This is a genomic window from Candidatus Thiothrix sulfatifontis (genome assembly GCA_022828425.1).
In the GTDB taxonomy this organism is placed as follows: Bacteria; Pseudomonadota; Gammaproteobacteria; order Thiotrichales; family Thiotrichaceae; genus Thiothrix; species Thiothrix sulfatifontis.
This window is the reverse complement of sequence record CP094685.1, coordinates 1093899-1119163: the sequence shown is the minus strand read 5'-3', so window position 1 is coordinate 1119163 and position 25265 is coordinate 1093899. Positions and strand designations below refer to the sequence as shown.

Here is a 25265-nt window from a genome sequence, read left to right as displayed (position 1 = left end):
CCTCGAATAATCATCAGCTTCGCCACCCAATCAGGCGTAAATGCCTTCCATTTCCACCATCAAATCAGCCCGGCATACATCGCCCTGCAAATACAAGACCGCTGGCTGGCGGAGCGTAGCCGCAGCCAAATACGCCGTTAAGTGCTCCTGAATCTCCGGCAAATAGGCCGCATCGTGCAAATACACCTTCAACTGCGTGAGTTCTCGCACCTGCCGCGCGGGAATGCCTAACGTAGCATCCCCGTGACTCAGTAATGCTTCGAGATTGCGCAAAGTTTCATCCAATTGCAACACCGGCTTACCGATATGCAACGTTTCGTGCCCCACAATGCTAGTCGTGCCGGAAATATAGACATGCTTGCCCTGCCCCCAGTCCTTAACCGTAGCACGTGAAAACGCAGGGCTGACAGGACCATATTGACGCGGATACAAAAAAGCACTGGTTTGACGCGGGTTTTCCAGTTGCATCCCAGCACGTTTGCCTGCGATAAAATACACCTGCAAACCGGCTTGTTGCGTGCCAATAGCTGTCGCAGCGGGCGGGGAGTAATCAAAATTACCCGCTTCATTTAAAGCATCCTGCCTGCCTAAACAAAACATTTGGTAACGGTTAAATTCGCCTTGTGTCACCACAATCGCGGGGAAGTAATTCCACATGCGCAATAAACAGGGGTAGCCTGCCTGTTGCAATAACGCGAACACATGCTGGTAAGCGGTTTGGCTGGTCACTCGAAAATCGGGAAAATCGGCCTCTTCCAACAACAAATGCCCGAACAATACGGTGCCATTTTCGCTGTAAGTAATGCTGGCCTGTTTACCGTAATGCACCGGCGATGCGCTTAACCATAATTCGGTATAGGGCGTTGCTGTCAACAATGGCAAACCAACGGTGAAGATGGGGCGCTGGTTATCCAATTTAATGGCTTTCTGCGCAAAACCAATGGCTGCCAGCACCTGTTGACCTTGCCCAGCAACAAGCGCGTCGGTATCTGCCAGCGTGGTGACAGTAAAAGGTAAGTCAGCAGTGTGTGGTATTGCGTCGTTCACGTCATTGACATTTTGGCGTTACAAAGGCAAATACAAAAAAGGGCTGCAACCGTCAAATTGCAACCCTTTGTATTTGTTGGCTCCTCGAACTGGACTCGAACCAGTGACCCACGGATTAACAGTCCGTTGCTCTACCGACTGAGCTATCGAGGAACTGTCGGTTTGAGGCGCATATACTATAGAGCAAACAGAGGTCGGTCAAGCAATTTTTTCAGCCGCATTACACAATAATTCAATACCTGCATTTTGCTTATGCGCATTCTCGCTAATCAGCCGCCGAAACGCCCGCGCCCCCGGCATTCCCTGAAACAAACCGAGAATGTGACGGCTCATGTGATTCAATGCCACACCCGCTGCTTGTTGCGCCTGCACGTAATCCAAAAACGCTGCCAACACCGCTTTGCGATCCTGAAACGTGTCATCCACACCGTAAAGTGCCGAATCCACTTGCGCCAACAGCCACGGATTGTGGTAAGCCTCGCGCCCCACCATCACCCCATCAACGTGCTGCAAATGCTGCTGGCATTGTTCCAGCGTCGTAATGCCGCCGTTGATAATAATCTCCAAATGCGGAAACGCTTGTTTGAGTTCATACACCAATTCGTAACGCAGGGGCGGAATCTCACGGTTTTCCTTGGGACTCAGCCCTTTCAGCCACGCCTTACGCGCATGAATAATAAACGTCTGGCAACCGGCTTGCGATACGGTGTTCACAAAGTGATACAAGCCCGCGTAATCATCCTGATCATCAATGCCAATGCGATTTTTGACCGTCACTGGAATATTCACGGCGGCTTGCATCGCGCTAACACATTCCGCAATTAAATCCGGTTCCGCCATCAAGCAAGCGCCAAACGCGCCTTTTTGCACCCGTTCGCTGGGGCAGCCGACGTTGATATTCACTTCATCGTAACCGTAATTTTCCGCCAGACGCGCACATTCCGCCATTTCCTGCGGCTCACTGCCACCCAATTGCAACGCCACCGGGTGTTCTTCTTGATTGAAGCGTAAATGGCGCTCAGGGTCGCCATACAACAGTGCGCCGGTCGTCACCATTTCGGTGTACAACACGGATTTTTTGGTCAATAAACGGTGAAAATAACGGCAATGGCGGTCAGTCCAGTCCAGCATTGGCGCTACGGTAAATTTCCTGTTCAGCTTATTCATATAATATTCTTATTTAAGAGCGACTCTGTTTATTTCGCTTAAAAAACAATCGAATCAATCGCACAACGGTACATTAAGCAAGGGGCTTTTATGTTGGATACAGAAGTTATCATGTATTTTATGATCGGGTTGGTCATTATCGGGATTCCCTCCTTCCTTTTTTACCGCATTGGCATGGATATTGGCGTCAACAAAGGCATCCGCAGGCAGTTGATTCGCGAACTGATGGCGAATGGCGTACTGGAAGAAGCCGATATGTCGATCAGGGGTACGCGCCATACTTGACTCAGCGGCAAGCCGCAAGGCGATGCTGCGGCTACGCTCAGCAACCAAGAGGGTGGCATTGAGTCAAGTTTGGCAGATGGGGCAGAACCAGGTGGAGCGTTGCCCTTGGGTGATTTGGACAATGGGGTTTTGGCACACGGCGCACGGCAACTTAGCCCGGTCGTAAACCTTCAACTCCAGCTTAAAATACCCCGGCGACCCGTCTTCACGTACAAAATCACGCAGAGTAGTTCCCCCGCATTCAATGGCATAGGCCAGAATCTGGCGGATAGTTTGCGCAAGTTTAGCGTAACGTTCGCAGGATACGCGCCCCGCCGCCAGCCGTGGGTCTATCCCGGCTAGAAACAGCGCTTCGTTGGCGTAGATATTGCCTACGCCAACGACAATGTGCGCATTCATGACAAACGCTTTCACGCTCACACTGCGGTTACGCGAACGTTCAAATAAATAATCGCCATCGAAACCCTCTTCCAACGGCTCCGGCCCCAACTCGCGCAATAAAGCGTGTTGCAACGGATCGCCCTCTGCCCATAAAAACGCTCCGAAACGGCGCGGATCGTGGTAACGCACCGCCTTGCCACTGTCTAACACCAAATCGAAATGGTCATGCTTACGCGGTGCTAAATCCGCCTCCACCATCCGCAAACTGCCGGACATCCCCAAATGAATCAGCCCCACGCCTGCATCCGTGTGCAGCAACAGATATTTGCCCCGCCGCGTCAGCTCATGCACCACCTGCCCTGCCAATGCGCTAACCGCATCCGGCACAGGCCAACGTAATTTCGGCTGGCGGATACACACGTTCTTCACCGTATGCCCCTTTAACCAAGGCTCAATGCCTCGGCGGGTAGTTTCGACTTCGGGCAATTCAGGCATCGCACATCCTTGTCTATGGTCAATATAGTGCACGTATGTTATACCCAATGACTCCACCGCCGCACACAAACAAGGTCGAGTGGGTGAATTTTGCTGCTCTACTCGATGACCCGTATCATGCGTTGGCGTTAAACTGCTTCAATCACTCAAGGAGATTTCAGATGGCAACCATCACCTTACAAGGCAATCCGCTGGAAACCTGCGGCGAACTGCCCGCCGTGGGCAGCGCAGCCCCTGCGTTTACCCTGACCAAAACTGACCTGTCTGACGTTACCCTGCAAGACTTTGCAGGCAAAACCGTCATCCTCAACATTTACCCCAGTGTTGACACAGGCGTTTGTGCCGCATCCACCCGCAAGTTCAACGAACTCGCCAGCGGCAAAGCGGATGTGGCGGTCTTGTGCGTATCGGCTGACCTGCCGTTTGCGCATAGCCGTTTCTGTGGCGCGGAAGGCTTGGACAATGTGGTTTCCCTCTCCGACTTCCGCAACAAGGATTTTGGCAACGCTTACGGCGCAACCATTACCACGGGTGTGTTAGCTGGCTTGCTCTCCCGCGCTATTGTCGTCATCAAAGACGGCATGGTCACTTACACCGAACAAGTGCCGGAAATCGCCCAAGAGCCAGACTACGACGCAGCCCTCGCCGCAGTATAAATATCAAGCGAATAGCAGCAGAAATTCGTAATCTTGACTAGACTCGTTTCAGCCCCTTATTGCAGGAACTGATATGAAAACCAAGCTTGCGCTGCTGCTATCCCTCTTACTGGGCATTAGCAGCACATCCGCTACGGCTGCTGAATGCACTTCATCATTTTATTGCTATGGCAATACCGCCAATTCAGTCGTGCGAGTCACCCCGCGCCCACCGCCCATTCCACCGCCGAATCGACGGGTAGTACAGCAGCGCCAACAAGCACAATTGGCCTTACGTAATCGCCCGACCACTACGCCGACGCGCATTGCCACACCACCTGCGCCTGCGCCGCAAATGCGGATGGCACCACGCCCGATGGCTGCGCCTGCCCCCGCTGCACCCGTCAATAGCTGCCAAAATGCAGCGAATCGGGCGGCACAAATCGAAAGCCAAGCGGTACTTGCATCCAAACGCAATGACCGGCAAACATCCGTCAGATTGTTCCGGGAAGCCGCACGCCTACGCCAAGCCTGCCGTTAATGCTCAATGCTTAGGTTTTCGACCGGCTCGACACCCGATACAACACCGGAATCGCAAACAGCGTCAGCACGGTTGAAAACCCAACCCCCCACACAATGGCCGTCGCAACTGGCCCCCAAATCAGCGACTTGCCCCCCAATCCAGTGGCGAGTGAAAACAAACCCGCCATCGTGGTCAAGGACGTAATCAACACCGGAATCACCCGCCGCCGCGCCGCATACACCGTGGCGTGCAACACACTCATGCCCAATTCAAGCCGGTCATTCGCCGCAGCAATCAACACAATCGCCGAATTCACCGCAATCCCCGCCAACGCCACCACCCCGTACAGCGTATACAAACTCAGCGGGTTTTGCGTCACCAGCAAGCCATACACCACGCCAGTAAACGCCATCGGCACAGTCGACAAAATCAGCAATGGCTGCCAATAACTCCCAAATTGCGTCCCCAAAATCAAATACATCAAGCCGATACCAAACAGGAACAACATGCCAATCGCATCCATGCTTTCCTGAATATCATCAAGTTGCCCCGCAAAATCCAAATCAATATTCGGGAATTGCGCCTGATAAGGTTTCCAGCCCTCCAGCAAGATCTGATTCGCCTGCACCGCATCCAACGCACACTGCGCATAATCCGGTGCTGCCCCGCTGAACATCGGTTGCAAGCGGCATTCGTAAAACGGCTCATCCGGGCGTTTCACCAAATCGGCCTCCAAGGTAATCGCCCGCCGAAAGTTGTAATGGCGGATATTGCCCAGCGACACGCCTTTCTGTTCTTCCACCAATTCACGTAACGGCACACTGCCGCCATCCGCAGTAGGCAAACGGAAATCCAGCAACTGATCCACCGTGCGCAAATCCCCCTCTTGGCGTTTGACCCGCACTTCCAGCTTTTCGCCCTGATCCTGCATATCCGCGACCACTTCGCCATCCACCAGCAAGCGCAAGCTGCGGCTGACCTCATCCGGCGACACCCCAGCGCGGCGGATATTGTCGTGGCGCAAGCGCAACGTCATTTCCATCTGACCGGGGCTGGCATCGTCGGTCACGTCTTTGAAACCCGGATTCGCATTCAGAATTTGCTTGAGCGCCGCCGTTGCACCCTGAATTTCGGCGTAATTATCGCCACGCACTTTCACACTGATCGGCTTAGCCGCAGGCGGCCCACCGGCCAATTCCAGAAACGCAATATTCACCGCCCCCGGCACATTCACCACATCGGCACGCATCCCCTCGATAATGGTTTTCACCTCCCGCGAACCGTCCGACATGGGCTTGAGGCTCACCACCATCTGCCCATAACGTGCTCCGTACAGCGGCTCGGTTTCGGTAAACATCATCCCCGCGTAAGCCACGACCGAACGCGCATCCTCCGGCTGCAAATGCTTCTTCACCTGCTGCTCGACTTGCTGCACCTTTTGCATGGTTTCATCCAACGCGGTGGAACTCGGCATTTCCACGTTCACATAAAACAGCCGCAAACTGTCCGCCGCAAAGAAATTCAGCGGAATCAAGCCTGCCCCAACAATCCCCACCGCCAGCACAAACATTAACGCCACCGCACTCAACGCCGCACGCGGGTAGCGCAACACCTTCACCAGCAAACGTGCGTATTTCACTTGCAGCCAATGCGTGCCACGATTGCGCAGTTGCTGAATACGCGACGGCTTATCAAAGCGCATTTTCATGCTGGCAACGTGCGCGGGCAGCATCCAAAACGCCTCAATCAAACTAATCGCCAGTGCCAGCGTCACCACCATCGGAATCACTTGCATGAATTTACCGAGTATTCCCGGCAACAACATCAACGGCAAAAACGCTGCAATCGTGGTCAGCACCGCCGTTGTCACTGGCAAAGCCACCTCGCGCATGGATTCCACCGCCGCCGTGACCGCATCCATGCCGTGTTGCAAGCGGTAATAAATGGATTCGACCACCACCACCGCATCGTCCACCAACATCCCCAACACAATCACAATGCCCAGCAACACCGTCACATTCAAGGTTTCACCCATGCCGGACAACACCCAAAACGTCGCCGCCAGCGTAAACGGAATCCCAATCGTGGTCAGCGCGGCAATCCTAAAACCCAGAAATAACCAAGTCACGAATAACACCAACGCAAACCCCAGCAAGGCATTGCTTTCCATAATGCCAATCGCTTCACGGGTGGGAATGGTTTGGTCATCGACCAACACCAGTTTCACCCCGCTGGCTCCAACCTGCTGGTTACGCGCGTCAATGTAAGTTTTCAGGCGCTCCACCAAATCCAGCACATTGGCTTTGTCTTCCTTCATCACCGCGAACAATACCGCCGGTTCGCCATCCAAACGCACTTTTTGGGTGGCTTCGGCACGGGCGCGTTCCACATTGGCGACCCGTGACAATGGCACTTCGCCCTGCACACCGGGAACGGGCAATTCGCCCAAGGCTTGCGGGTCGCTGGTTTTGCCGCTTAACCGCACCAACCAGCTTTGCTTATCCACATCCAAACTGCCAGCAGATAGGTCACGAAACCAAGCGCGGATGGTTTCTGCCAATTGCCCCGGCGCTAACCCCAAAGATTCGAGCGCCGTGGTATCAAAACGTACCTGTAACTCCGGTTCATCCAACGCCACCGGGTCAACCCGTTCCACGCCCTTGAGTTGCTCAATGGCTTTTTCAATATTTTTGGCTTGCACCCGCAAATTTTCATCGTCGGCAACGCTTTGCACCGCAATCATCGCCGAGGGGAATGCATTCGCCGTGGTGATTTCCAGCACAATCGAATCCACCGCTTCCGCAGGCAGCAAGTTTTCAGCGTTCTGAATTTCACGGCGCAAATCGGCAAGGCGCTTATCGAAAGTACGTTCGTCAATGTCCTCAAAGCGCACCAACAGGCTGGAAATATTCGCCCGGCTATTGCTCGACACAAACTTCATGTCAGGTATGCCGCGAATCGCGTCCTCCAGCGGGTCGGTAATGCGTTTTTCCACGTCTTCCGCACTCGCCCCCGGCAAGGCGGTGATAATCGAAATCCAGTTGAAATTGATGGTCGGGTCTTGCTGGCGCGGCATCGCGTTATAAGCGGTGAAGCCGATGAACAGCACCAACACAAAGGTGAGGTTCGCGAGAACGTGATTTTGTATGAGGAGGCGGTACATCAGGGTTTCTCCACCGTCACGGCTTGCCCATCCCTTGCCCGCAAGCGGTTTTGATCAATCAAACGCACCGAAGTGGGCAAATCAATCAACACCGGCTGCCCTTCTTTGGCATCGGGGAGCGCGTGAAACTTTGCTACGCCATCCACTTCCAACATCACCCCCAACCCCCCTTCGCGGCGCACCACCCAGCTCGCCGGTAATGCCTGTAATTTACCTTGCCACACCACTCGTCCACTGCGTCCGACGGCTAGGGAATGCTCACCTTTGAGGGTAAAACGCACTTCTTGCGTGCGGGTATTTCCGGCGATTTGCCCAACCACGGCACGGCGTTCCAGTGGAATGCTCACGCCATCGGCAACAAAGCGTAACGCTGCTCCTTGCGTTTGATCCTGCACTTCATCCACCGACAAACTGGCGCTCACTTCCAACGCTTTGTCTTGCAGCAATTGGAACGCGGGTGTGCCGGGCGTGGCTTGTTGCCCGACTTGCACGTCACGGCGGGTTATTTGTCCGGCAAACGGCGCTTTAATGGTGCAACGTGAGACAGCGAGTTGGGCAGTGTCGGTTCGCGCTTTGGCAACGGCTACGTCGGCCTTAGCCGCTTCCGCATCGGCGGCGGATTTATCCAAGAGTTCCACCGGAACAACGCCCGTGCTACGCAAACGCTGATTGCGCTGAAGTTGCGTATTCGCTAATTGGTAACGCGCATTCGCCGCATCCACCCCCGCTTTGGCTTGACTCAGAGTGAACAGATGGTCGCGGCAATCCAGTTCCGCCAATACTTGACCCGCTTGCACGGTATCACCCGTATCCGCACGCAACTGGGTAACTTTCGCAGAAATTTCAGCGCTGAGCGTGCTATCGTTCAAACTGATCAGCGTTGCTGTTACACTACGTTCAGATGTTTGCAGCACCTCCCCCAAAGGTCGCACTGTCACCGTTAAGGAGTCCGCTGGGGTATCAGCAACACTGAACCCAGCCAGAGAGACGGTGATTAGCGTCACCAAAATCGGGAGGAGCACGGTTTGATGTAACATCGGTATTATCACTGTTTACAGGTGGCGAAACGTAAGGATGCAAGATATACATCGCCACCGCTATTTTCAACACAAACTAGGAGAGGAACCATGCCACAACTTTTTTCTGCCGATTGGATGAACGAACTCAAAGACCTCTGGAACGGCGACCCTGAAGTCAAAGACAAACTCGCTGCGATTGGGTTCAATTCCACCATCGCGTGCGGTTTGAAAGGCGAAGCCAAGCCCATCGGGGTTTTCGTGGTCGAAAACGGCGAATGCACCCGCGCTGGCGATTACAACGGTGAAACCTTGGATTGGGACATGCGTGCGGATCGCAAAGATTGGATGAAATGGACCAAAGAACCCATGGGCTTGGTCGGTCTGGGAACCGCTTACACGTTCGGCAAATTGAAATTCCTATCCGGTGACTACGGCGCAATGCTCAAAAATCCCGCGATGGCTGGCCCCTTTGTCAAATCATTCGCGCTAATGGCGAAGATTGACACGCAAGAAATAAAATAGTCGTTATTTAGGGAATAAACCCTTTGGGGAAGTCATCATGCAATGGCTTCCCTCGATACATACGCTAGGAGACTTCATGAACTTTATTCGCAATATTCTCGCCATTATTGGCTTGGTCGCCATTGTTGGCGGCGCATACGCTTACACCCAATTTGCCCCGATGATGGCGCAAATGGGTGATATGGACATTGGCGCTGAAAAAGCCGCGCTCGACAGTTTCGACCCGAAAGCCAAAGATGTTTACATGGAAATGTGGACCAAGCTGAAAGCCAGCGGCAATTCGGCGGATGCTACCGTGGTTAAATATTCATTGGCGGACGGCGTTACTTGGCAAGATGCTGAAGAATCCATGAAATCCATTGCTAACAAGCTCAATATTAAAGCCGTGGGTGAATTGCCATTATCCGAGCAAGTGCAGCTTGAAACCGGCAAGGAACAACGCTTCCTGAAAATCTACCAGTTCTGCAACCCGCAAACGGCGATGAAAATGGTGGATTTCAGCGATGCATTCTCGGCTTACCTGCCGTGCCGCATTGCGATGATCGAAGACAAAGAAGGCAAATATCACCTGTATTCCCTGAATATGGACATGATGATTTACGGCGGCAAAACCCTGCCCCCAGAGCTTCATGCCGAAGCGCTTGGGGTACAAGAAATCATGACCGCGATTATGAAAGGCGGCGCGGAAGGCGATTTCTAAGCATCGTTACTTGTTTTGTATCCGACTGGGGGAGAACAACATTCTTCCTCCGTCGGCCCAAAAATCACACCGAGCGTCACTAACACGATACTGGCGTACCACATCCAAAAACCTGTTCCCAGATCAAGAATCCGCATCGTAGCCGCCTGCCCCGGAATTTCGGTAAACCAAAAAGCCTGCCCTGCCAATAGCACACCTAGCACCGCTACGACCATCGCCCGATTCGGGTAGCGCGACATCAGTAACACCCCCAACAATTCCAGCAAATTGGCATACCATGCAAACTGGAATAACCCAAATCCCAACCAACCTGTCGCGGCGACCCAATAGCCCATCACCACGCCGTGATTGGTGTAAAACGTCACTTGGGTAAATGACATTACCCACAATAAGCCACCTAAAAACAGGCTCAAGCCGGGTAATGACAATAAATCGAATCTGATGATGCGCGACACTGTGTTCATCCTGCGTTTCCAAACGTATCCGTACTCCGTAATCATATACGCAAACCCGACGCTGACAAGTCTATTGTGTAAAGACTATGCATCCGCCGTTTCCACACTCACACTTTTTTGGTGCAACCCGACAACCAAAATAGTGCATTAAACCGATTCCAGCGGTTATGATGGTGCCCTTTTTGGCTGCTTAGGTGAGAGAGGTTAGGTATGGAGCAACTGGTTTCCGCATTAAATACCCTGTTCGTGTTAATGGGTGCTGTCATGGTACTGGCAATGCACGCGGGCTTCGCCTTTTTAGAAGTCGGCACAGTCCGTCACAAAAACCAAGTGAATGCACTGGTGAAAATCATTGTGGATTTTGCCGTGTCCACAATAGCGTATTTTTTCATCGGCTATTACGTCGCTTATCAAGTCGGCTTCTTTGAGAGCGCCAGCATTTTGGCGGAAAAGAACGGCTATGACTTGGTGAAATTCTTCTTCCTCCTCACCTTTGCGGCAGCCATTCCCGCGATTATTTCCGGCGGCATTGCAGAACGCGCCCGCTTTTACCCGCAATTGATTGCCACTTTTATTATCGTGGCGCTGATTTATCCTTTCTTTGAAGGCATGATCTGGAACAATTTGTACGGGGTACAAGCGTGGATCACCGGCTTATTCGGCGTTGCTTTTCATGACTTTGCGGGTTCCGTCGTCGTTCATGCGATGGGCGGCTGGATTGCATTGGGCGCCGTGATGTTATTGGGACACCGGCACGGACGTTACACCAAAGACGGCAAACCCGTGTCAGCACATCCGCCTTCCAGCATTCCATTTTTGGCGATTGGGGCATGGATTCTGACCGTCGGCTGGTTTGGCTTTAACGTCATGTCCGCCCAAAAAATCGAAGGTCTCAGCGGTTTGGTGGCGATTAACTCTTTAATGGCGATGGTCGGCGGCATTATTGCGGCGTTAATTGCAGGCAAAAATGACCCTGGCTTCGTCCACAACGGCCCCTTAGCCGGTTTGGTGGCAGTGTGCGCGGGTTCGGACTTAATGCATCCTTTAGGTGCATTGACGGTCGGAGCGGTTGCGGGAGCATTGTTCGTCTGGACATTCACTTTGGCGCAAAACAAACTGAAAATCGACGACGTATTGGGGGTATGGCCGCTGCACGGGCTGTGTGGTGCATGGGGCGGCATTGCGGCAGGCATTTTTGGGTTAGAAGCACTCGGCGGTATTGGCGGTGTCAGTTTCGGAGCGCAAGTGGTGGGCACCTTGCTTGGCGTAGCGATTGCCACGGCGGGCGGCTTTGTGGTGTACGGCATCCTCAAAGCCACGATGGGCATTCGCTTATCACAAGAAGAAGAATACAACGGTGCTGACTTAAGCATCCACAAAATCAAAGCTAACCCGGACAACTAACGTACAATCAACCCCATCGTTTATGACCTTGGGGTTTTTATTGGAAACGTTGTTTATCTGGCTCGGCGCAATCTCTGCCATTACGTTTGTACTGTCACTGCTGTTATTGCCGTGGTTTGTCGCACGGATTCCCAGCGACTATTTCATCCGCCTGCGTGATGTACATCGCTGGCACGTATTATTGCAACCCCGTACTATCGCCCGCAATTTGCTCGGCTTACCCGTGCTATTAGCCGGGATTGCCATGCTGATATTGCCGGGGCAAGGTTTGCTGACCATGATGATTGGCTTGGGAATTATGAATTTCCCCGGCAAATTTGAACTGGAAAAATGGATCGTCACCCGCAAAGGGGTGTTGCAGGCATTGAATTGGATACGGCGGAAGGCAAAGCATCCGCCGATCTCCGCGCCTTAAAGCAGCACTTTCTCTATCCCACCGTGCGTCGCCTTGCCGACAAACCCTTGCTGCCAATCATTGCCCAGCAAATAATTCGCCATTTCCACCACGATATAATCGGTTTCCATCCCGGTATCATCCGCGTAACGTGACAGCCCTTGCTGGCAGGCAGGGCAGGACGTGAGGATTTTCACCTTGCCCTCCTGCGCCATGTCCGCCCCCGTCAGCTCTTTGATACCTGCTTTGAGGCTTTCGGCTTTGCGAAAACGTAACTGGCTGGCAATATCCGGGCGGCTAATCGCAAACGTCCCCGCTTCCCCACAGCAACGCTCACTCAATACCACATTGGAACCCGTCAATTCCTGTGTAACTTTCAACGGGTTAACCTGCTTCATCGGCGTATGGCAAGGGTCGTGATAGACGTATTGGATACCGCTAACCCCATTCATTTTCACGCCTTTTTCCAGCAAATATTCGTGAATGTCGAGCAAGCGACAACCGGGGAAAATCTTGTCGAACTCGTATTTGAGCAACTGATCCATGCACGTTCCGCACGATACCAACACGGTTTTAATGTCGAGGTAGCTCAACGCATTCGCCACGCGGTGGAACAAGACGCGATTTTCGGTGGAAATTTGTGTCCCCTTTTTCAAATCACCGCCCGCGTTTTGCGGGTAGCCGCAGCACAAATACCCCGGTGGCAATACCGTGGTCGCACCCGTTTCGTACAACATTGCCAGCGTTGCCAAACCCACCTGACTGAACAAACGTTCCGAGCCGCAACCGGGGAAATAGAACACCGCATCGCCACGTTTATCCGCTGTTTTCAGCGGATCGCGCAAGATCGGAATCACGCTATCGTCTTCCAAACCCAACATTGCGCGGGTAGTTTTCGCTGGCAAGCCTTTCGGCAACGGCTTTTTAATGAACTGAATCACCTGCTCTTTGATCGCCGGTTTACCCAAGGTTGCCGCCGGACGTTTATCAGCCCCTAACAAATTCGCTGCTTTTGCCAAGGAATACGCGAAACGCTGCGCCTTGTAACCGAACTTGATCATGCCGGTACGCATAATATTGATTTGCGTCGGGTCTTTCAGATTCAGGAATTGCATCGACGCCCAGGTCACCGGGCTGGTCTTTTTCTTGCCACGTTCGCGCAAAATACTGCGCATCCGCACACTGACTTCGCCGAAGTCGATATTCACCGGGCAAGGGTTGAAACACTTGTGGCACACCGTGCAATGATCGGCGACATCGTTCATTTCATCGAAATGGCGAATCGACACGCCACGGCGCGTTTGCTCTTCGTACAAAAACGCCTCAATCATCAAACCCGTTGCCAGAATCTTGTTACGCGGCGAATACAGCAAATTGGCACGCGGAATGTGCGTATTGCACACCGGCTTGCATTTACCGCAGCGCAAACAATCCTTAATGTCGTTGTTGAGCGCACCTAACTCATTGTGTTCCAACAACAAAGCCTCGCGCTCGACCAAGCGTAACGACGGCGTGTAAGCATTCTGCAAACCTGACCCCGGCAGCAATTTACCTTTGTTGAAATGCCCTTGCGGGTCAACGTCTTGCTTATACGCGGCAAACTCGTTGATTTCACGCGCATCCAAATACTGAAACTTGGTAATGCCGATGCCGTGTTCGCCAGAAATCACCCCATCCAATTCCCGCGCCAGCACCATAATCGCATCCACCATGCGCTCCGCTTCGTGCAACATGCCGTAATCGTTGGAATTCACCGGAATATTGGTATGCACATTGCCATCGCCCGCGTGCATGTGCAGCGCCACGAACAAACGGCTGGTGCGAATCTTGCGGTGGATTTTTTCCATCGCCTGCATCAACGGCTCTAACTCACGCCCGGCAAACATTTCCTGCAACGGTCGAATAATTTCCTTGCGGTACGAAATGCGCAATTCACGCCGCAACAGCAAATCAATCACCCGATCGTGCGGGCGTTGCGCTGCTTTCGCGGTGTCATCCAGCAAGTCTTGATGCGCAGCGGCAGGTGCATCGAAATGGGCGAGAATCTGCTCCCAACGCACTTTGCGCTGCTGAAGGTAATCCACTGCATGGGTCAACTTGTTTGCCCAAATGGAACTGCGTTCGGCACTCGCCTCGTAGTCCGCCACTGCCCGCAATTCTGGCAAATCGCTCGCCAAATGTTCCAGCAAACCGTCGATCATGCGCAGCTTGTTTTGCATCGACTGGCGAATATTCAGGGTTTCAATGCCTTCGGTGTAACGCGCCAAATTGTGCAGCGGAATCACCACGTCTTCGTTGATTTTAAAGGCATTGGTGTGCGCCGCAATCGCTGCCGTGCGCGAACGGTCTGCCCAAAACTGGCGACGCGCTTCCGGGCTAATCGCGATGAAACCTTCGGCATTCCGCGCATTCGCCAAACGCACCACTTCGGCAGCGGATTCTGCCACCGCCTTTTCGTCATCGCTCACAATGTCAGCAATCAGCACCATTTTTGGCAACATGCCGCGAGCGCCTTTCGGGGTGTATTTCACCGCTTTGACGTAACGTTCGTCGAGATGCTCCAAGCCAGACAGCAGCACGTCATTGCGCCCGTCGAGGTAGTTTTTCACCTCCACAATCGCGGGGACGGCTTCGTGCAAATCCGTGCCGTAGAATTCCAGACAGACGGTACGAATTTGGTCGGGCATCCGGTGCAAAATGAACTCGCCGGAGGTGATTAAACCGTCACAGCCTTCTTTCTGAATACCGGGCAAGCCACCGAGGAATTTATTGGTGACATCTTTACCCAGCCCTTCTTTGCGGAAATAGCGCCCTTCAAAGGTGAGGATTTCCGCTTCACCCTTGCGGGTTTTGCCATCGGCGAGGAAGCGTTGCACCGAAAATTGCACGGTTTGCTGATCGTGGATTTTGCCGAGATTGTGATTCAGGCGCGTGACTTCCAACCAATCCGCATCCGGCGTGACCATGCGCCAAGAGAGCAGATTGTCGAGACTGGTTCCCCATAAGACCGCTTTTTTACCACCGGCATTCATGGCGATATTACCACCGATAGTGGAGGCATCCTGCGAAGTCGGGTCAACCGCAAACACCAAACCGTGCTTGCCTGCCAAATCCGACACGCGGCGGGTAACGACCCCTGCCCCGGAGCGCACCACTGCCACGGTTTTATCCACGCCCGGCAAATCGTTGCGGTATTGCACTTCACTGAGGGATTCGAGCTTTTCGGTGTTGATCACCGCGCTACGCGCATCCAACGGCACTGCGCCGCCGGTATAACCCGTGCCACCCCCACGCGGAATCACGGTCAGCCCCAATTCAATGCATTCGCCGACCAGCGCCGCCATTTCCTCTTCGGTGTCTGGGGTCAGCACCACGAAGGGCAATTCCACCCGCCAGTCGGTCGCATCGGTGACGTGTGACACCCGCGCCAAGCCGTCAAACTGAATATTGTCTTTGCGGGTAATCTTTTGCAGGCGCTTGCGGGTTTTCTCGCGCAAGTCGTATTCCGCCCGAAACATTTCCGCAAACTGTGCCAAGGCGCTACGGGCAATCTGCATCAATTCGATGGTGAGGGCATTGCCATTGGCACGTTCTTCAATCTTTTCCACGCGCCCATTGAGGGTGTCGAACAGCGATTGCCGCCGTTTCTGGTTTTCCAGCAAGTCATCGTGGATGTAAGGATTGCGCTGCACCACCCACATATCGCCAAGAATCTCCTGCAACATGTGCGACGAAATGCCGGTTTCGCGCTTTTCACGCAATGCCTGCAAAATCTCCCACGCGCGTGCACCCAACAAGCGTTGCACGATTTCCTTGTCGGAGAATGAAGTGTAGTTGTACGGAATTTCCCGAATCGGGTGGCTGGCTGTCATGGCGTTCACGAATGCTCTTATGCAAAGAAGCGTAGTGTAACGCGCTGCACCATTGAAAAAAACCTGTTATATCGGAAGGGATTGTTTAAACCCACAAGCGCTTGCCTTGGGCAATTTGTGCCATGACCTCGCGCTGGAAATCGGGTGGCCCATAAGCAACGGCTTGCTGCTCTTTTTGGAACTTGCCAGCCACAACTTCTTGTTCCAAATACACCAAGGGGCGACCGTGTTGTTCGGCAAACTGTTTCAGCCAATTCAAGGCTCGCGGGGGAATGCGTTTACCGACAGGAAGCGCCACATCGACCGGCACACCGCGCCATTGGAATTTGTTGAACAGCACCATGACTTTAGCTTCATTGGGTTTCATCCAATCCGGTAGCGGACTGTTAGGGATTACCCAACCACAATTGAAATTGTCACACGGATCAACAGGGCGATTGGCGTAGTCATTGCAGCCTTTGCCGGTACTGTGCGGGCAGGGGCAACCGGGGTAGACATCTGCCCCCTTGATATTCATTTGTACCCAGCCGTCGCAACAGGCAGTACAGGGCTGGCAAACCCGGTTTATCATGCCGCTTCTTTGGTTTGCTGCGCTGCCGCTTCACTCGCTGCCATCAAGCGCATCAATGTCCGCAATGCCTGATTAACCGCCTCAGCATCAGGGAACACCTTTGCCACATCAGCTTCTAAACCGACCATAACAATAAAACCTTCGCGATAGGCTTTGTGATGTTTGCCACGTACCGCTGTCGAGAAGTCATACTCAGAACGTAAAGTATCTTGCTCAAGATCAGTTTTCATATTGCTGCTCCTCCTGCTTGGTTGCCTCTCTGGCACTGATAATGCGAATATGGTCATCGTACCTTTCCGTATACGAAACGACAAGTAAGCGTCCATTTATCGAACGCCCGATACTCAGAAACCGATACTCGCCTTCGGAATGTGCAGGGTCGTTCATAGTCATCTCCAGCGGATCACCAAACACCGTCAACGCCTCCCGAAATGACACTTTGTGCTTCTTCTCATTACGCAATGCCTTATTTTCATCCCACTCAAATTGCATTTTTATCCTCCATGCGCATTCCCCACAACGCGAAAAGGCTCCCGAAGGAGCCTTTTCTCTAGCTGTCAACTAAACCCGAAGGATTAGAATTCGCTAACTAAACCAACTACAGCAGCACTCTTGGAGTCTTCCGTGCCAGTCGCAACACGACCAATGTTGGTGTTGTCATTCAACAGCAAGTAAGCAGAAGTTTTCTTACCCAAGCTGTAATCAACACCCAAAGTGGCTTGCGTTTCTTCACCAGCACCGTCACGCTCACCTACACCTACAGCCCCCTTCAGGGTAGCAGCGCCAATTTTGAAACCACCAGCAAGATATACGTTAGCCTCATCATCAGCAGCAGGAGTACCGTCTTTTACAACGCCTTCAGACACATAGTTGACAAAATGACCAGCTTCAGACTTATAGCCAAGGCCAATATTCGCTTTAGTGGTTTCAGCAGTGTCATCAATAGCAGTGACACCCAATGCACCGTAGAAAGGGCCAGTGCTGTAGTTAGCCATCAAGGTGTTAGCAGCATTTTCAGCCGTTGTAGCATCGTCACCACCAACATTTGTTGAGTGAGCAGCAGCAAAACCTACAGGACCAAACTTGTTGATGTAAGCAACGACGTTGTTTACGCGATCACCATCAGAAGAGATGATGTTTTTCATATCGCCATAGGTATCACCGAAAGCATCCAGACCAGCAGTAGCCAGTTTCCCTGGGGTATCGTGAGTACCAACGCGAATTTCACCGAAGCCGCCTTTCAAGCCAACAAACTTGTTACGATTAGCGCCTACAGTGCCTTTCTCATCCAAATTCACGTCAAGTTCCAAGCCGTAAGTTGCACTCAGGCCGTTGTCGAGTGAAGTGGAACCTTTAATACCGAAACGCGAATCGTGGCTTTCTACGACAGTTTCAGAGGTTTCTACGCCTTTAGTAACAGTTTCAACGTTACCAACAGTAGCGTGCACTTTGCCGTACAGAGTAGTATCAGCCATTGCCGCAGCAGGGGCGATCAGTGCAGTAGCAACTGCGATTACGAGTAATTTTTTCATGAGTCGACTCCTATTAAGAAGGTTTGTCCTGTCTTTAAAATATAATCTTCGATTTGTTCAATCTGACGGGAGTATTTATACATCCCTTGCCAGCGTCTTGCAACAGCTTTTTTGCAAATACGCTACAAAGTTTACTGTAGATGTTGCAAAAATGCCACATGATTTGCTAATCAAACCAGCATATCACCGACGAACGGTAGTCATTGCAATTTCAGCACGTTAGACGCAACAAAGCCACAGGCAATGATGCACTGTGGCTTTGTTGATACACGCTTGAGGCTTTCAGAATACCCGAAAGCTTAACCGCATTAACGCTTGGAGAACTGTACAGCGCGACGTGCTTTGCGCAAGCCGACTTTCTTACGTTCAACTTTACGTGCGTCACGCGTCAAGAAGCCTTCAGACTTCAATTCGCCGCGCAGGGTTTCGTCGTATTGCAGCAATGCACGCGCAATGCCAAGGCGGATAGCGCCGGATTGACCCGTGATACCACCGCCCGCAACCGTGACGTTAATGTCGAATTTCTCAGCCATGTTGACGGTGTACAGCGGTTGACGCACGACCATGCTGGCCGTTTGGCGACCAAAAAAGTCACCCAATGCTTTACCATTAACCGTAATCGTACCGCTACCTGCACGCATAAACACGCGAGCTGATGAAGATTTGCGACGACCCGTGCCGTAATATTGTGTTTCAGCCATTTCTCATTCCTGCCCGATCAAAAGTCCAGCGCTTGTGGCTGCTGTGCTTGGTGGTTATGTTCTGTGCCAGCGTAAATTTTCATCTTACGGTACATGGCGCGACCCAATGGATTTTTTGGCAACATGCCTTTGACTGCGAGTTCAATGACTCGACCCGGCGCACGTTGTTGCATTTTTTCAAAGGTGAAAGCACGCATATTACCGATATAGCCGGTATGGTGATAGTAAGTTTTGTCTTTGGCTTTGTTACCCGTGATACCAACTTTATCAGCATTGATAATAACGATATAGTCGCCAGTATCAACGTGCGGGGTATATTCTGGCTTGTGCTTGCCACGCAAACGCCGGGCAACTTCGGAGGCCAAACGGCCTAGCGCCTTGCCTTCGGCATCAACGACGAACCAATCGCGTTTTACCTCAGCTGGCTTTGCACTGAATGTTTTCATCTTGCTCAATCCACTTCTTAAATCTGTTTTGCCGATCCGCCCCAAACCTTGAGAAGGTGGGGGAACGAAGAAACGCGGCATTCTAGGGGAAATGCGGGAAATTCTCAAGTGTTTAGCACTTAACTCTCGACAAAAAAATGCCTCACGCCAAAGCGGAGGCAACAATAAAGAGACAACACATGAAAAACCCAACAACCAAAACTACCGTATTCAAAATAAAAAAACGCGGCTCGTGTGAGCCGCGCAATTACCACCAAAGGAGGATGGAGGAGTGTTAAATCGGTAATGAACAATATATGAATATACTAATATTCAAGCCGTTCTCTGTCAAGATTCTGTAACAAAATTTTTGCTGTTTTGTCACACTTTAGGTGCTTCGAAGCATCTAAAAGGGGCGTATGCAAGACGCCCCTACCCATCTCTACCCGTAGGGACGTATTGCATACGCCCTCTTCTCTCCCCCAATACGCACGTTGCACGCTAATCATCCGGCAAACACTCACGGGTAATTGCCGGTAACGCTGCCCCAAACGAAACCCCATCAATTTCACGAAGGTCTGCAACGCCGCCAACGGCAATAACCCTTTCTGGCGCACATATAAATAATGAATCAGCGAACGCACATACGTACCTGCCTCACGATCGGGCGCACCCACCGCTTGCATCAAGGGCTGTTCCGACGCATGAAACACCCCCACGTCAAAATAACGCCGGAAAATCTGCACCAACGAATAACGGTGCGAATGTTCCACGGTACTTTCCGCCGAATACACCGTTTTCCACCCCGCCAGCAACAGCTGCGCCGCCACATAACTGTCTTCACTCACAATAATGTGTTCGGGAAAGCCACCGATACTGCGCAACGCACTCGCCCGATACACCGCGTACACATCCGACGCAAACGCCGCCCGATACCCCAAGGTTTTGAAACTGTCACGGTCACGCACCGAAGACGTTGCCGGATACGTAAACCCCCGCGCATGGCGTTCCAAATGATCCGCATCCGCACGCGGTAAATGCCGCCCGTACACCATTCCCACCTGGCTATCGTCAGCGGCGTGCTTGAGCAATTGTTCCAGCGAATCCGCTTGTTTCAAAATGGCATCTTGCGTCAAATACACCAGAAATTCCGCATCAGGGCACAATTCCGTCGCCAACTGGCGCGTACCGCCGTGACTGAAATCGCGCGGATGAATCCGCTGCACTTCCAAACCCGCCGCCGCTGCCAGTTCCGCCGTGTGATCTTCTGAGAGCGAATCAATCACCAAATAACGCCCGGCCTGCACGGTTTGGTGCTGAAGCGCCTTAATCCATTCCGGCCACAAACGCCCCGCATTGCGGGTTAAGACGATCACTGCCACATCAGGGCGCTGAATTATTGTTGTCATGGTATCTCCCCTGTTGTTATGCAAATAGCAGCAGCGCCACATTGTTTAATACACCCGGTTTGAACAGCCGATGGTGTAAAATGTGTTGCCGCCGTTTCCAACCGTGCAAATAGCGTAGCCCCGCCACTGCCGTCACCAATTTGAAATCCTCGGCATTCAGCCGCTCGCCAAAACGGTGCAAGAACACTTCCGCTTGCTGGCTCCAACCATCCACCCGTGTACTTAACCCATTAACAGTGGCAGGTTCCGCCCCGATCGCATTCTCATCATGCTGGCGATACAGCAATAAAGGATGCGGCAATGCCTGTATTTGCCCAAACCACGCACACACCAACGCCAACCAGCGATCATGTTCCAGCGCATACACGGGCACTGGAAACGCCAACTCTGCTGCCGCGCGATTAAATGCCGTGGCACACCCTGTCACCACATTGTTCAGCAAATACGCCTGCTTGCGCTGCGCCACTTCAAAAGCGCGGTAATCCCAAAACGATACCGCTTGTATGGCACGTTCCTCATCCACCACCACCAAATCCGAATGCACCAACAGCGGCGTCGCCTCACCGTATTGCGCTTCCAAACGCCGCAACGCGGTGTATTGCAGCTCCACTTTTTCGGGAAACCACACATCATCCTGATCACAAAACAGCAGACACGGCGCGGTGCTGGCTTCCACCAAGCGGCTAAAACTCAGCTTGCTCCCCAAATGACTGCCATCCAGCAACAAACCCGCCAACTTATCCGGGTGTGCCGCTTGCCATTTCAATAAAATGCGCAACGTTTGGTCAGTCGAGCCATCATCCCGAATCAGCAATTGCCAATCTTGAAACGTCTGTTTTTCCAGCGAAGCCAATAACTCCGGCAGCCAACGCTCACCGTTCCAGGTGGACAGTAAAATCTGTACCCGTGCGTTATCCATCATCACACCGACTCAAGCCACCCGCGCCACCATTTGGCAGCCGCCCGATCCAGCACTGCTAAGCGCAAGCGCGTGCCATACCAAATCAGCATGGCTTTAATCCCCGGACTAAAACAGCGCCCCCGCCCCGATGAAAACCGAAACGCCAACGCATACGCGAATAACTTCAATGGACTTACAACCATAACAGCCCCTTTATTATTTTTTTACGGCGTGCAAATACGCGACACGAAACGCGAAATTCGCCATGCCGGTAGGAATTTTCTCAAACAGCGCATAACGCCAAGCACTGATTTCCAAGCGCTGCCACAAACGATGCGGGCGTAATAAATCGCCCCAACCCACCGCCTGATTCGCCAGCGCCAACACATGGTCATGCCCGAAATCTTCGGTATGCACCAACTGCGTCAACGCATGGATTTCCTCCGTCGTTGGGTACACCACCGCACGCTCCAGCAAGCCATGCACATAAGGCAACAATTGTTGACTAGCGTACCCCGTCAGTTGCTGAACAGCGCAAAAATGCTCCCAATGGTGCAAGATGCCTTGCTGCATTTGCGCCACCAACGGGTTACACAAAATTTCCGCCTGCCGATCCGGTGCCGTATCCGCTTTCAACACCGGCACAACCCGCCCATCCTGTTCGGCATACGCAATCGTGGTGGCCTCGTGCGAACGCGCCCCTTGCTCAAAAATCTCCTCAAATTCCGCCGGAATCCGCTCACACGCATTGCCACGCCGTGAATCGTGCACAATGCCTTCGCAGGTATTGTTCTCACCAAAATCCGCGTACAACTTCGGCACAAACGCAAAGTAATAGCCATGCAGTTGCGGAAAATCCGCACGCGCCCCAAACGCTTGCTTGAGAAATTTCTGCACCGTGCCATTCCAACCAATGTCCACCAAAGCGATGCGCTGATGGTCGAAGAAACCCACTTGCTCCAAATACCGCTGCAATAACGCCCGGTGCTGCTGACCTGTGGCACGGATAATGGCCTGAACATTTTGATCTTGCAGAAAATGATGCAAGCGCACGTCGTCCCAATCGTGAAGCGGCGCACTGAAATCCACGAAACCGTGCCGTGTTGCCAAGGGTTGCAACGCCGCTTCCGGCAAACCGTAAACCTTGCAAACCGATGCCAAGCCCTGCTGTTTCGGGTTATAAAACGCCACCAACGCCTGTTCCCGACTCAAACCGTCAGCCGTTGCTGCGGCAGTAATCACGCGGCGCGACAAATACACGTATTCGGCAGGAATCGTCATCCCCGTCGTGCGATACAAACGCTCAAATAAAAACCCATCACGCGCCACAAACAGCAGCTTTTCTAACGGCTTGCCTGCATTGGCTTGCTGTTGCAGACGTTCCTGCAAGCCCTGCATAAACACACTGAACGCGGGCCCTAACACATCACGCCCGTAGCGAAAAAAGAAATCACGCGGTTTCAAACTGTCTTGCTGCTGGCTACGGGTTTCCACGCATTCAAAAAAATGCCGCCCTTGCCAGATGCCGCCACGTTGCGCCATCTGTGCGGACAAGGTTTGACGTTCGCGGCGACGCAATTCGGCTTTCTCATACAACCAAACGCCTTGAATGCCGGTGCGACACGCCATGCGCCGATCGGAAATCGGATTGTCGCCAATGTGTACCACCTGTTGCGCCGCCAAGCCTTTGACTTGCAACATTTTCTCGAACAAGCGCCCGCTGTATTTCCCCAGCTTAAAATCCGCCGAGACGTACACAGCCGTAAAATAATCGACAATGCCAAGGCGTCGGAGCAATTCATGCAACATCTCGCCATCCAAATACATATCGGAGATGGCGATAATCTCAATGCCTTGTTCGCGCACCCAATCCATGAATACCTGCGCATCGCGTTTAACGTGCAAGGTAGCGGCTTCCAAATCCAATTCGGTTTGACGGATAAACGGTGCTAACCTGGCATCCGCCTCCAACCCCAGCGCCTCCACCCAACGGGTAAGCATATCGCGGTAACAACATTCATGGTCAAAACCCGCTTGCACCGCTTCCGCCCGCAATGCTTGTTCCGCTTGCTGCCGCGCTTGCCACACCGTTGCCGCCGCGAGTCCAGTACGCGCACTCACTGCGCGACATACCGCGTGTTGCACTTCAGCGGGATCGCCTACGTAACGCCCCAGCACGGTGTCAAAAATATCCAAGGAAATCATCCGAATACCGTGGAGACGCGGTTCCAGCCAGGCACGAACTTGCCGCCAATCGCGTACAATCAGCTTTTCAGGCATACATCACCTCCGCGCCACCATTGCTTGCAACGCCGTAACGGGTTCAACAATGCCTCGCCTAAGCGGAATGCCCGACTGTTCAAAAGTGCCTGTTGTTGGTGTTGCAAGTGCTGAATCAAACTGTCACGTTCGCGTATCCAGCCATCACGATCGGCGATCCATTGCTCCCGATCCGTCATCCACCGCGCTTGATTCCCCAATGTCGTCGCCTGTTGTTGAATCAAGGTATCACGCTCAGCAATCCAAGCATCGCGCTCCGTCACCCAGCCATCGCGTTCCGCCACCCAAACATCCCGTTCCGCCAACAAGCGCTCACGCAGTGCTAATTCAGCCGCTTGCTGTTGAATCCAGGTATCACGCTCAGTAATCCAACCGTCTCGCTGTGCCACCCAAAGATCACGTTCCGTCAGCCATTGCCGGTGTTGTGCCAACTGCTGCTGTAACGCGCTAATAATGTGGTCGCGTTCCGCAATCCAGCCATCACGGTCGTGAATCAACGGCAACAATTCCTGCTCACGCGCCTGCAACCGCTGATGCACCAGCGTCAACCATTCTTCGCGGGTATAACGGTATAAATCCTGAAGTTGGGAAGAAACCCCTTCTAGCTTCCCCTTATCAAGAGAAGAACAATGCGGCAACCAACGCAACAGCAATTGCATATTTTCTTCAATCGCCGCCAACGGCTGTTCCCGAATGGTATTGCTCTCATGCAAACGGTAGCCCAATAACTTCTCACCGTGCAGAAAACGCACCGTAAAACCCGCTTCCAGCACCCGCAAGGCATACTCGTAATCGTGCACATAACGCAACTCGGCAAAGCCGCCCAATTGCGCATACACCCGCTGATGGAAAAAGAAATTGGAAGTCGTAATCAGAAAATTACCGCGCAATAAAGTTGCCTGAGTATCGGCGTGTGTAGCGTAGTGTTGTTTCAAGCCTTCAAACCACGCGACCCAGTGCGGCTCGGCGGCTTCTTTCGGTTGGGAATCGGCATCCAGCACCGCGACATCGGTGCTAATAAAATCCAGCGACTGGCTTTGCGCCAGCGTCACCAAGCGTTGCAGCCGGGTGACATCCCACACGTCATCGGAATTCAGAATCGCGAGGTAGTCGCCCTGTGCCAGCCGCAACCCTTCATTTAACGTTGCCGGTGCACCCTGATTATGCTCATGCCGCAAGCAACGCACCCGCGCATCCGGCTGTGTGGCACACGCGGCCTGAATCACTGCCCAAGAGTCGTCGGTTGAAGCATCATCAATCACAATCAGCTCGAACGCGCTAAACGTTTGCGCCAAGACCGAATCCAGCGCTTGCTGTACCCACCGAGCATGGTTGTAAACTGGCAGGATCACACTGACCTTAACCACAACATACCCCAACTTGT

Annotated in this window: 25 protein-coding genes and 1 tRNA gene; 7 read left to right on the top strand and 19 right to left on the bottom strand. The window is 52.7% G+C overall.

Features of this window, described 5'->3' with window-relative positions; all coding sequences use genetic code 11:
• Positions 1-30: 30 nt before the first annotated feature.
• From L3K52_05720 to dusA, 3 genes are all read right to left on the bottom strand, one after another.
• On the bottom strand, positions 31-1047 hold the full coding sequence (locus tag L3K52_05720; protein UOG93229.1) for a hypothetical protein: 1017 nt from the start codon (positions 1045-1047) through the stop codon (positions 31-33).
• 77 nt (positions 1048-1124) lie between these two features.
• Positions 1125-1200, bottom strand: a tRNA-Asn gene (locus L3K52_05715).
• 45 nt (positions 1201-1245) lie between these two features.
• Positions 1246-2214: a tRNA dihydrouridine(20/20a) synthase DusA gene (gene dusA / locus L3K52_05710; GenBank protein UOG93228.1), complete on the bottom strand. Its 969-nt coding sequence runs from the start codon at positions 2212-2214 to the stop codon at positions 1246-1248.
• Between the two features lie 90 nt (positions 2215-2304).
• On the opposite strand from dusA, the gene L3K52_05705 reads away from it, so the two are divergent.
• Positions 2305-2499, top strand: a complete 195-nt coding sequence (locus tag L3K52_05705) for a hypothetical protein (protein UOG93227.1) — start codon at positions 2305-2307, stop codon at positions 2497-2499.
• Positions 2500-2562: 63 nt separating this feature from the next.
• On the opposite strand, the gene mutM is transcribed toward L3K52_05705, so the two are convergent.
• A complete protein-coding gene (gene mutM / locus L3K52_05700; GenBank protein ID UOG93226.1) occupies positions 2563-3375 on the bottom strand; it encodes a bifunctional DNA-formamidopyrimidine glycosylase/DNA-(apurinic or apyrimidinic site) lyase in 813 nt (270 codons plus the stop codon).
• A gap of 161 nt (positions 3376-3536) precedes the next feature.
• Here mutM and tpx point away from each other — a divergent pair, with 161 nt between their 5' ends.
• Together tpx and L3K52_05690 are read left to right on the top strand one after the other, a co-directional pair.
• Entirely contained in the window at positions 3537-4031 is a 495-nt protein-coding gene (tpx, locus tag L3K52_05695) for a thiol peroxidase (protein ID UOG93225.1), read from the top strand.
• A 73-nt stretch (positions 4032-4104) separates the two neighbouring features.
• Positions 4105-4551, top strand: a complete 447-nt coding sequence (locus L3K52_05690) for a hypothetical protein (protein UOG93224.1) — start codon at positions 4105-4107, stop codon at positions 4549-4551.
• Positions 4552-4561: 10 nt separating this feature from the next.
• On the opposite strand, the gene L3K52_05685 is transcribed toward L3K52_05690, so the two are convergent.
• The gene (locus L3K52_05685) at positions 4562-7696 is read right to left on the bottom strand and encodes an efflux RND transporter permease subunit (GenBank protein UOG93223.1); all 3135 of its coding nucleotides are present in this window, start codon (positions 7694-7696) and stop codon (positions 4562-4564) included.
• Positions 7696-8733, bottom strand: coding sequence for an efflux RND transporter periplasmic adaptor subunit (locus L3K52_05680; protein ID UOG93222.1), 1038 nt, complete (start codon positions 8731-8733; stop codon positions 7696-7698). Before L3K52_05680 ends, L3K52_05685 begins: the two co-directional genes overlap by 1 nt.
• 90 nt (positions 8734-8823) lie before the next feature.
• Between L3K52_05680 and L3K52_05675 the strand changes: the two genes are divergently transcribed.
• Entirely contained in the window at positions 8824-9237 is a 414-nt protein-coding gene (locus L3K52_05675) for an SCP-2 sterol transfer family protein (protein ID UOG93221.1), read from the top strand.
• 76 nt (positions 9238-9313) lie between these two features.
• Entirely contained in the window at positions 9314-9937 is a 624-nt protein-coding gene (locus tag L3K52_05670; protein UOG93220.1) for a DUF302 domain-containing protein, read from the top strand.
• Here L3K52_05670 and L3K52_05665 read toward each other — a convergent pair.
• A complete protein-coding gene (locus L3K52_05665; GenBank protein ID UOG93219.1) occupies positions 9934-10401 on the bottom strand; it encodes a hypothetical protein in 468 nt (155 codons plus the stop codon). The genes L3K52_05670 and L3K52_05665 overlap by 4 nt on opposite strands.
• 201 nt (positions 10402-10602) lie before the next feature.
• Here L3K52_05665 and L3K52_05660 point away from each other — a divergent pair, with 201 nt between their 5' ends.
• Entirely contained in the window at positions 10603-11796 is a 1194-nt protein-coding gene (locus L3K52_05660; protein UOG93218.1) for an ammonium transporter, read from the top strand.
• Between the two features lie 40 nt (positions 11797-11836).
• Positions 11837-12211: a PGPGW domain-containing protein gene (locus L3K52_05655; GenBank protein ID UOG93217.1), complete on the top strand. Its 375-nt coding sequence runs from the start codon at positions 11837-11839 to the stop codon at positions 12209-12211.
• Here the strand turns inward: L3K52_05655 and L3K52_05650 are convergent.
• The 12 genes from L3K52_05650 to L3K52_05595 form a co-directional block, all read right to left on the bottom strand.
• A complete protein-coding gene (locus L3K52_05650) occupies positions 12208-16062 on the bottom strand; it encodes a DUF3683 domain-containing protein (GenBank protein ID UOG93970.1) in 3855 nt (1284 codons plus the stop codon). The genes L3K52_05655 and L3K52_05650 overlap by 4 nt on opposite strands.
• 85 nt (positions 16063-16147) lie before the next feature.
• Positions 16148-16633: a hypothetical protein gene (locus L3K52_05645; GenBank protein ID UOG93216.1), complete on the bottom strand. Its 486-nt coding sequence runs from the start codon at positions 16631-16633 to the stop codon at positions 16148-16150.
• Positions 16630-16863 (bottom strand): hypothetical protein, encoded by a 234-nt coding sequence (locus tag L3K52_05640; GenBank protein ID UOG93215.1) that lies wholly within the window; start codon positions 16861-16863, stop codon positions 16630-16632. Before L3K52_05640 ends, L3K52_05645 begins: the two co-directional genes overlap by 4 nt.
• The gene (locus L3K52_05635) at positions 16853-17125 is read right to left on the bottom strand and encodes a BrnT family toxin (protein ID UOG93214.1); all 273 of its coding nucleotides are present in this window, start codon (positions 17123-17125) and stop codon (positions 16853-16855) included. Before L3K52_05635 ends, L3K52_05640 begins: the two co-directional genes overlap by 11 nt.
• A gap of 83 nt (positions 17126-17208) precedes the next feature.
• The gene (locus L3K52_05630) at positions 17209-18165 is read right to left on the bottom strand and encodes a porin (protein UOG93213.1); all 957 of its coding nucleotides are present in this window, start codon (positions 18163-18165) and stop codon (positions 17209-17211) included.
• 308 nt (positions 18166-18473) lie between these two features.
• Positions 18474-18866: a 30S ribosomal protein S9 gene (gene rpsI, locus L3K52_05625; protein UOG93212.1), complete on the bottom strand. Its 393-nt coding sequence runs from the start codon at positions 18864-18866 to the stop codon at positions 18474-18476.
• Positions 18867-18883: 17 nt separating this feature from the next.
• A complete protein-coding gene (rplM, locus tag L3K52_05620; protein ID UOG93211.1) occupies positions 18884-19312 on the bottom strand; it encodes a 50S ribosomal protein L13 in 429 nt (142 codons plus the stop codon).
• A gap of 305 nt (positions 19313-19617) precedes the next feature.
• Positions 19618-20700 carry a glycosyltransferase gene (locus tag L3K52_05615; protein UOG93210.1) on the bottom strand — a complete coding sequence of 361 codons (1083 nt, stop codon included), beginning with the start codon at positions 20698-20700 and terminating at the stop codon, positions 19618-19620.
• Between the two features lie 16 nt (positions 20701-20716).
• Positions 20717-21622: a glycosyltransferase family 2 protein gene (locus L3K52_05610; GenBank protein ID UOG93209.1), complete on the bottom strand. Its 906-nt coding sequence runs from the start codon at positions 21620-21622 to the stop codon at positions 20717-20719.
• Positions 21622-21804 carry a hypothetical protein gene (locus tag L3K52_05605; GenBank protein ID UOG93208.1) on the bottom strand — a complete coding sequence of 61 codons (183 nt, stop codon included), beginning with the start codon at positions 21802-21804 and terminating at the stop codon, positions 21622-21624. Before L3K52_05605 ends, L3K52_05610 begins: the two co-directional genes overlap by 1 nt.
• A gap of 13 nt (positions 21805-21817) precedes the next feature.
• Positions 21818-23881: an HAD hydrolase-like protein gene (locus L3K52_05600; protein UOG93207.1), complete on the bottom strand. Its 2064-nt coding sequence runs from the start codon at positions 23879-23881 to the stop codon at positions 21818-21820.
• Positions 23866-25248, bottom strand: coding sequence for a glycosyltransferase (locus tag L3K52_05595; protein UOG93206.1), 1383 nt, complete (start codon positions 25246-25248; stop codon positions 23866-23868). Before L3K52_05595 ends, L3K52_05600 begins: the two co-directional genes overlap by 16 nt.
• Positions 25249-25265 lie beyond the last annotated feature (17 nt).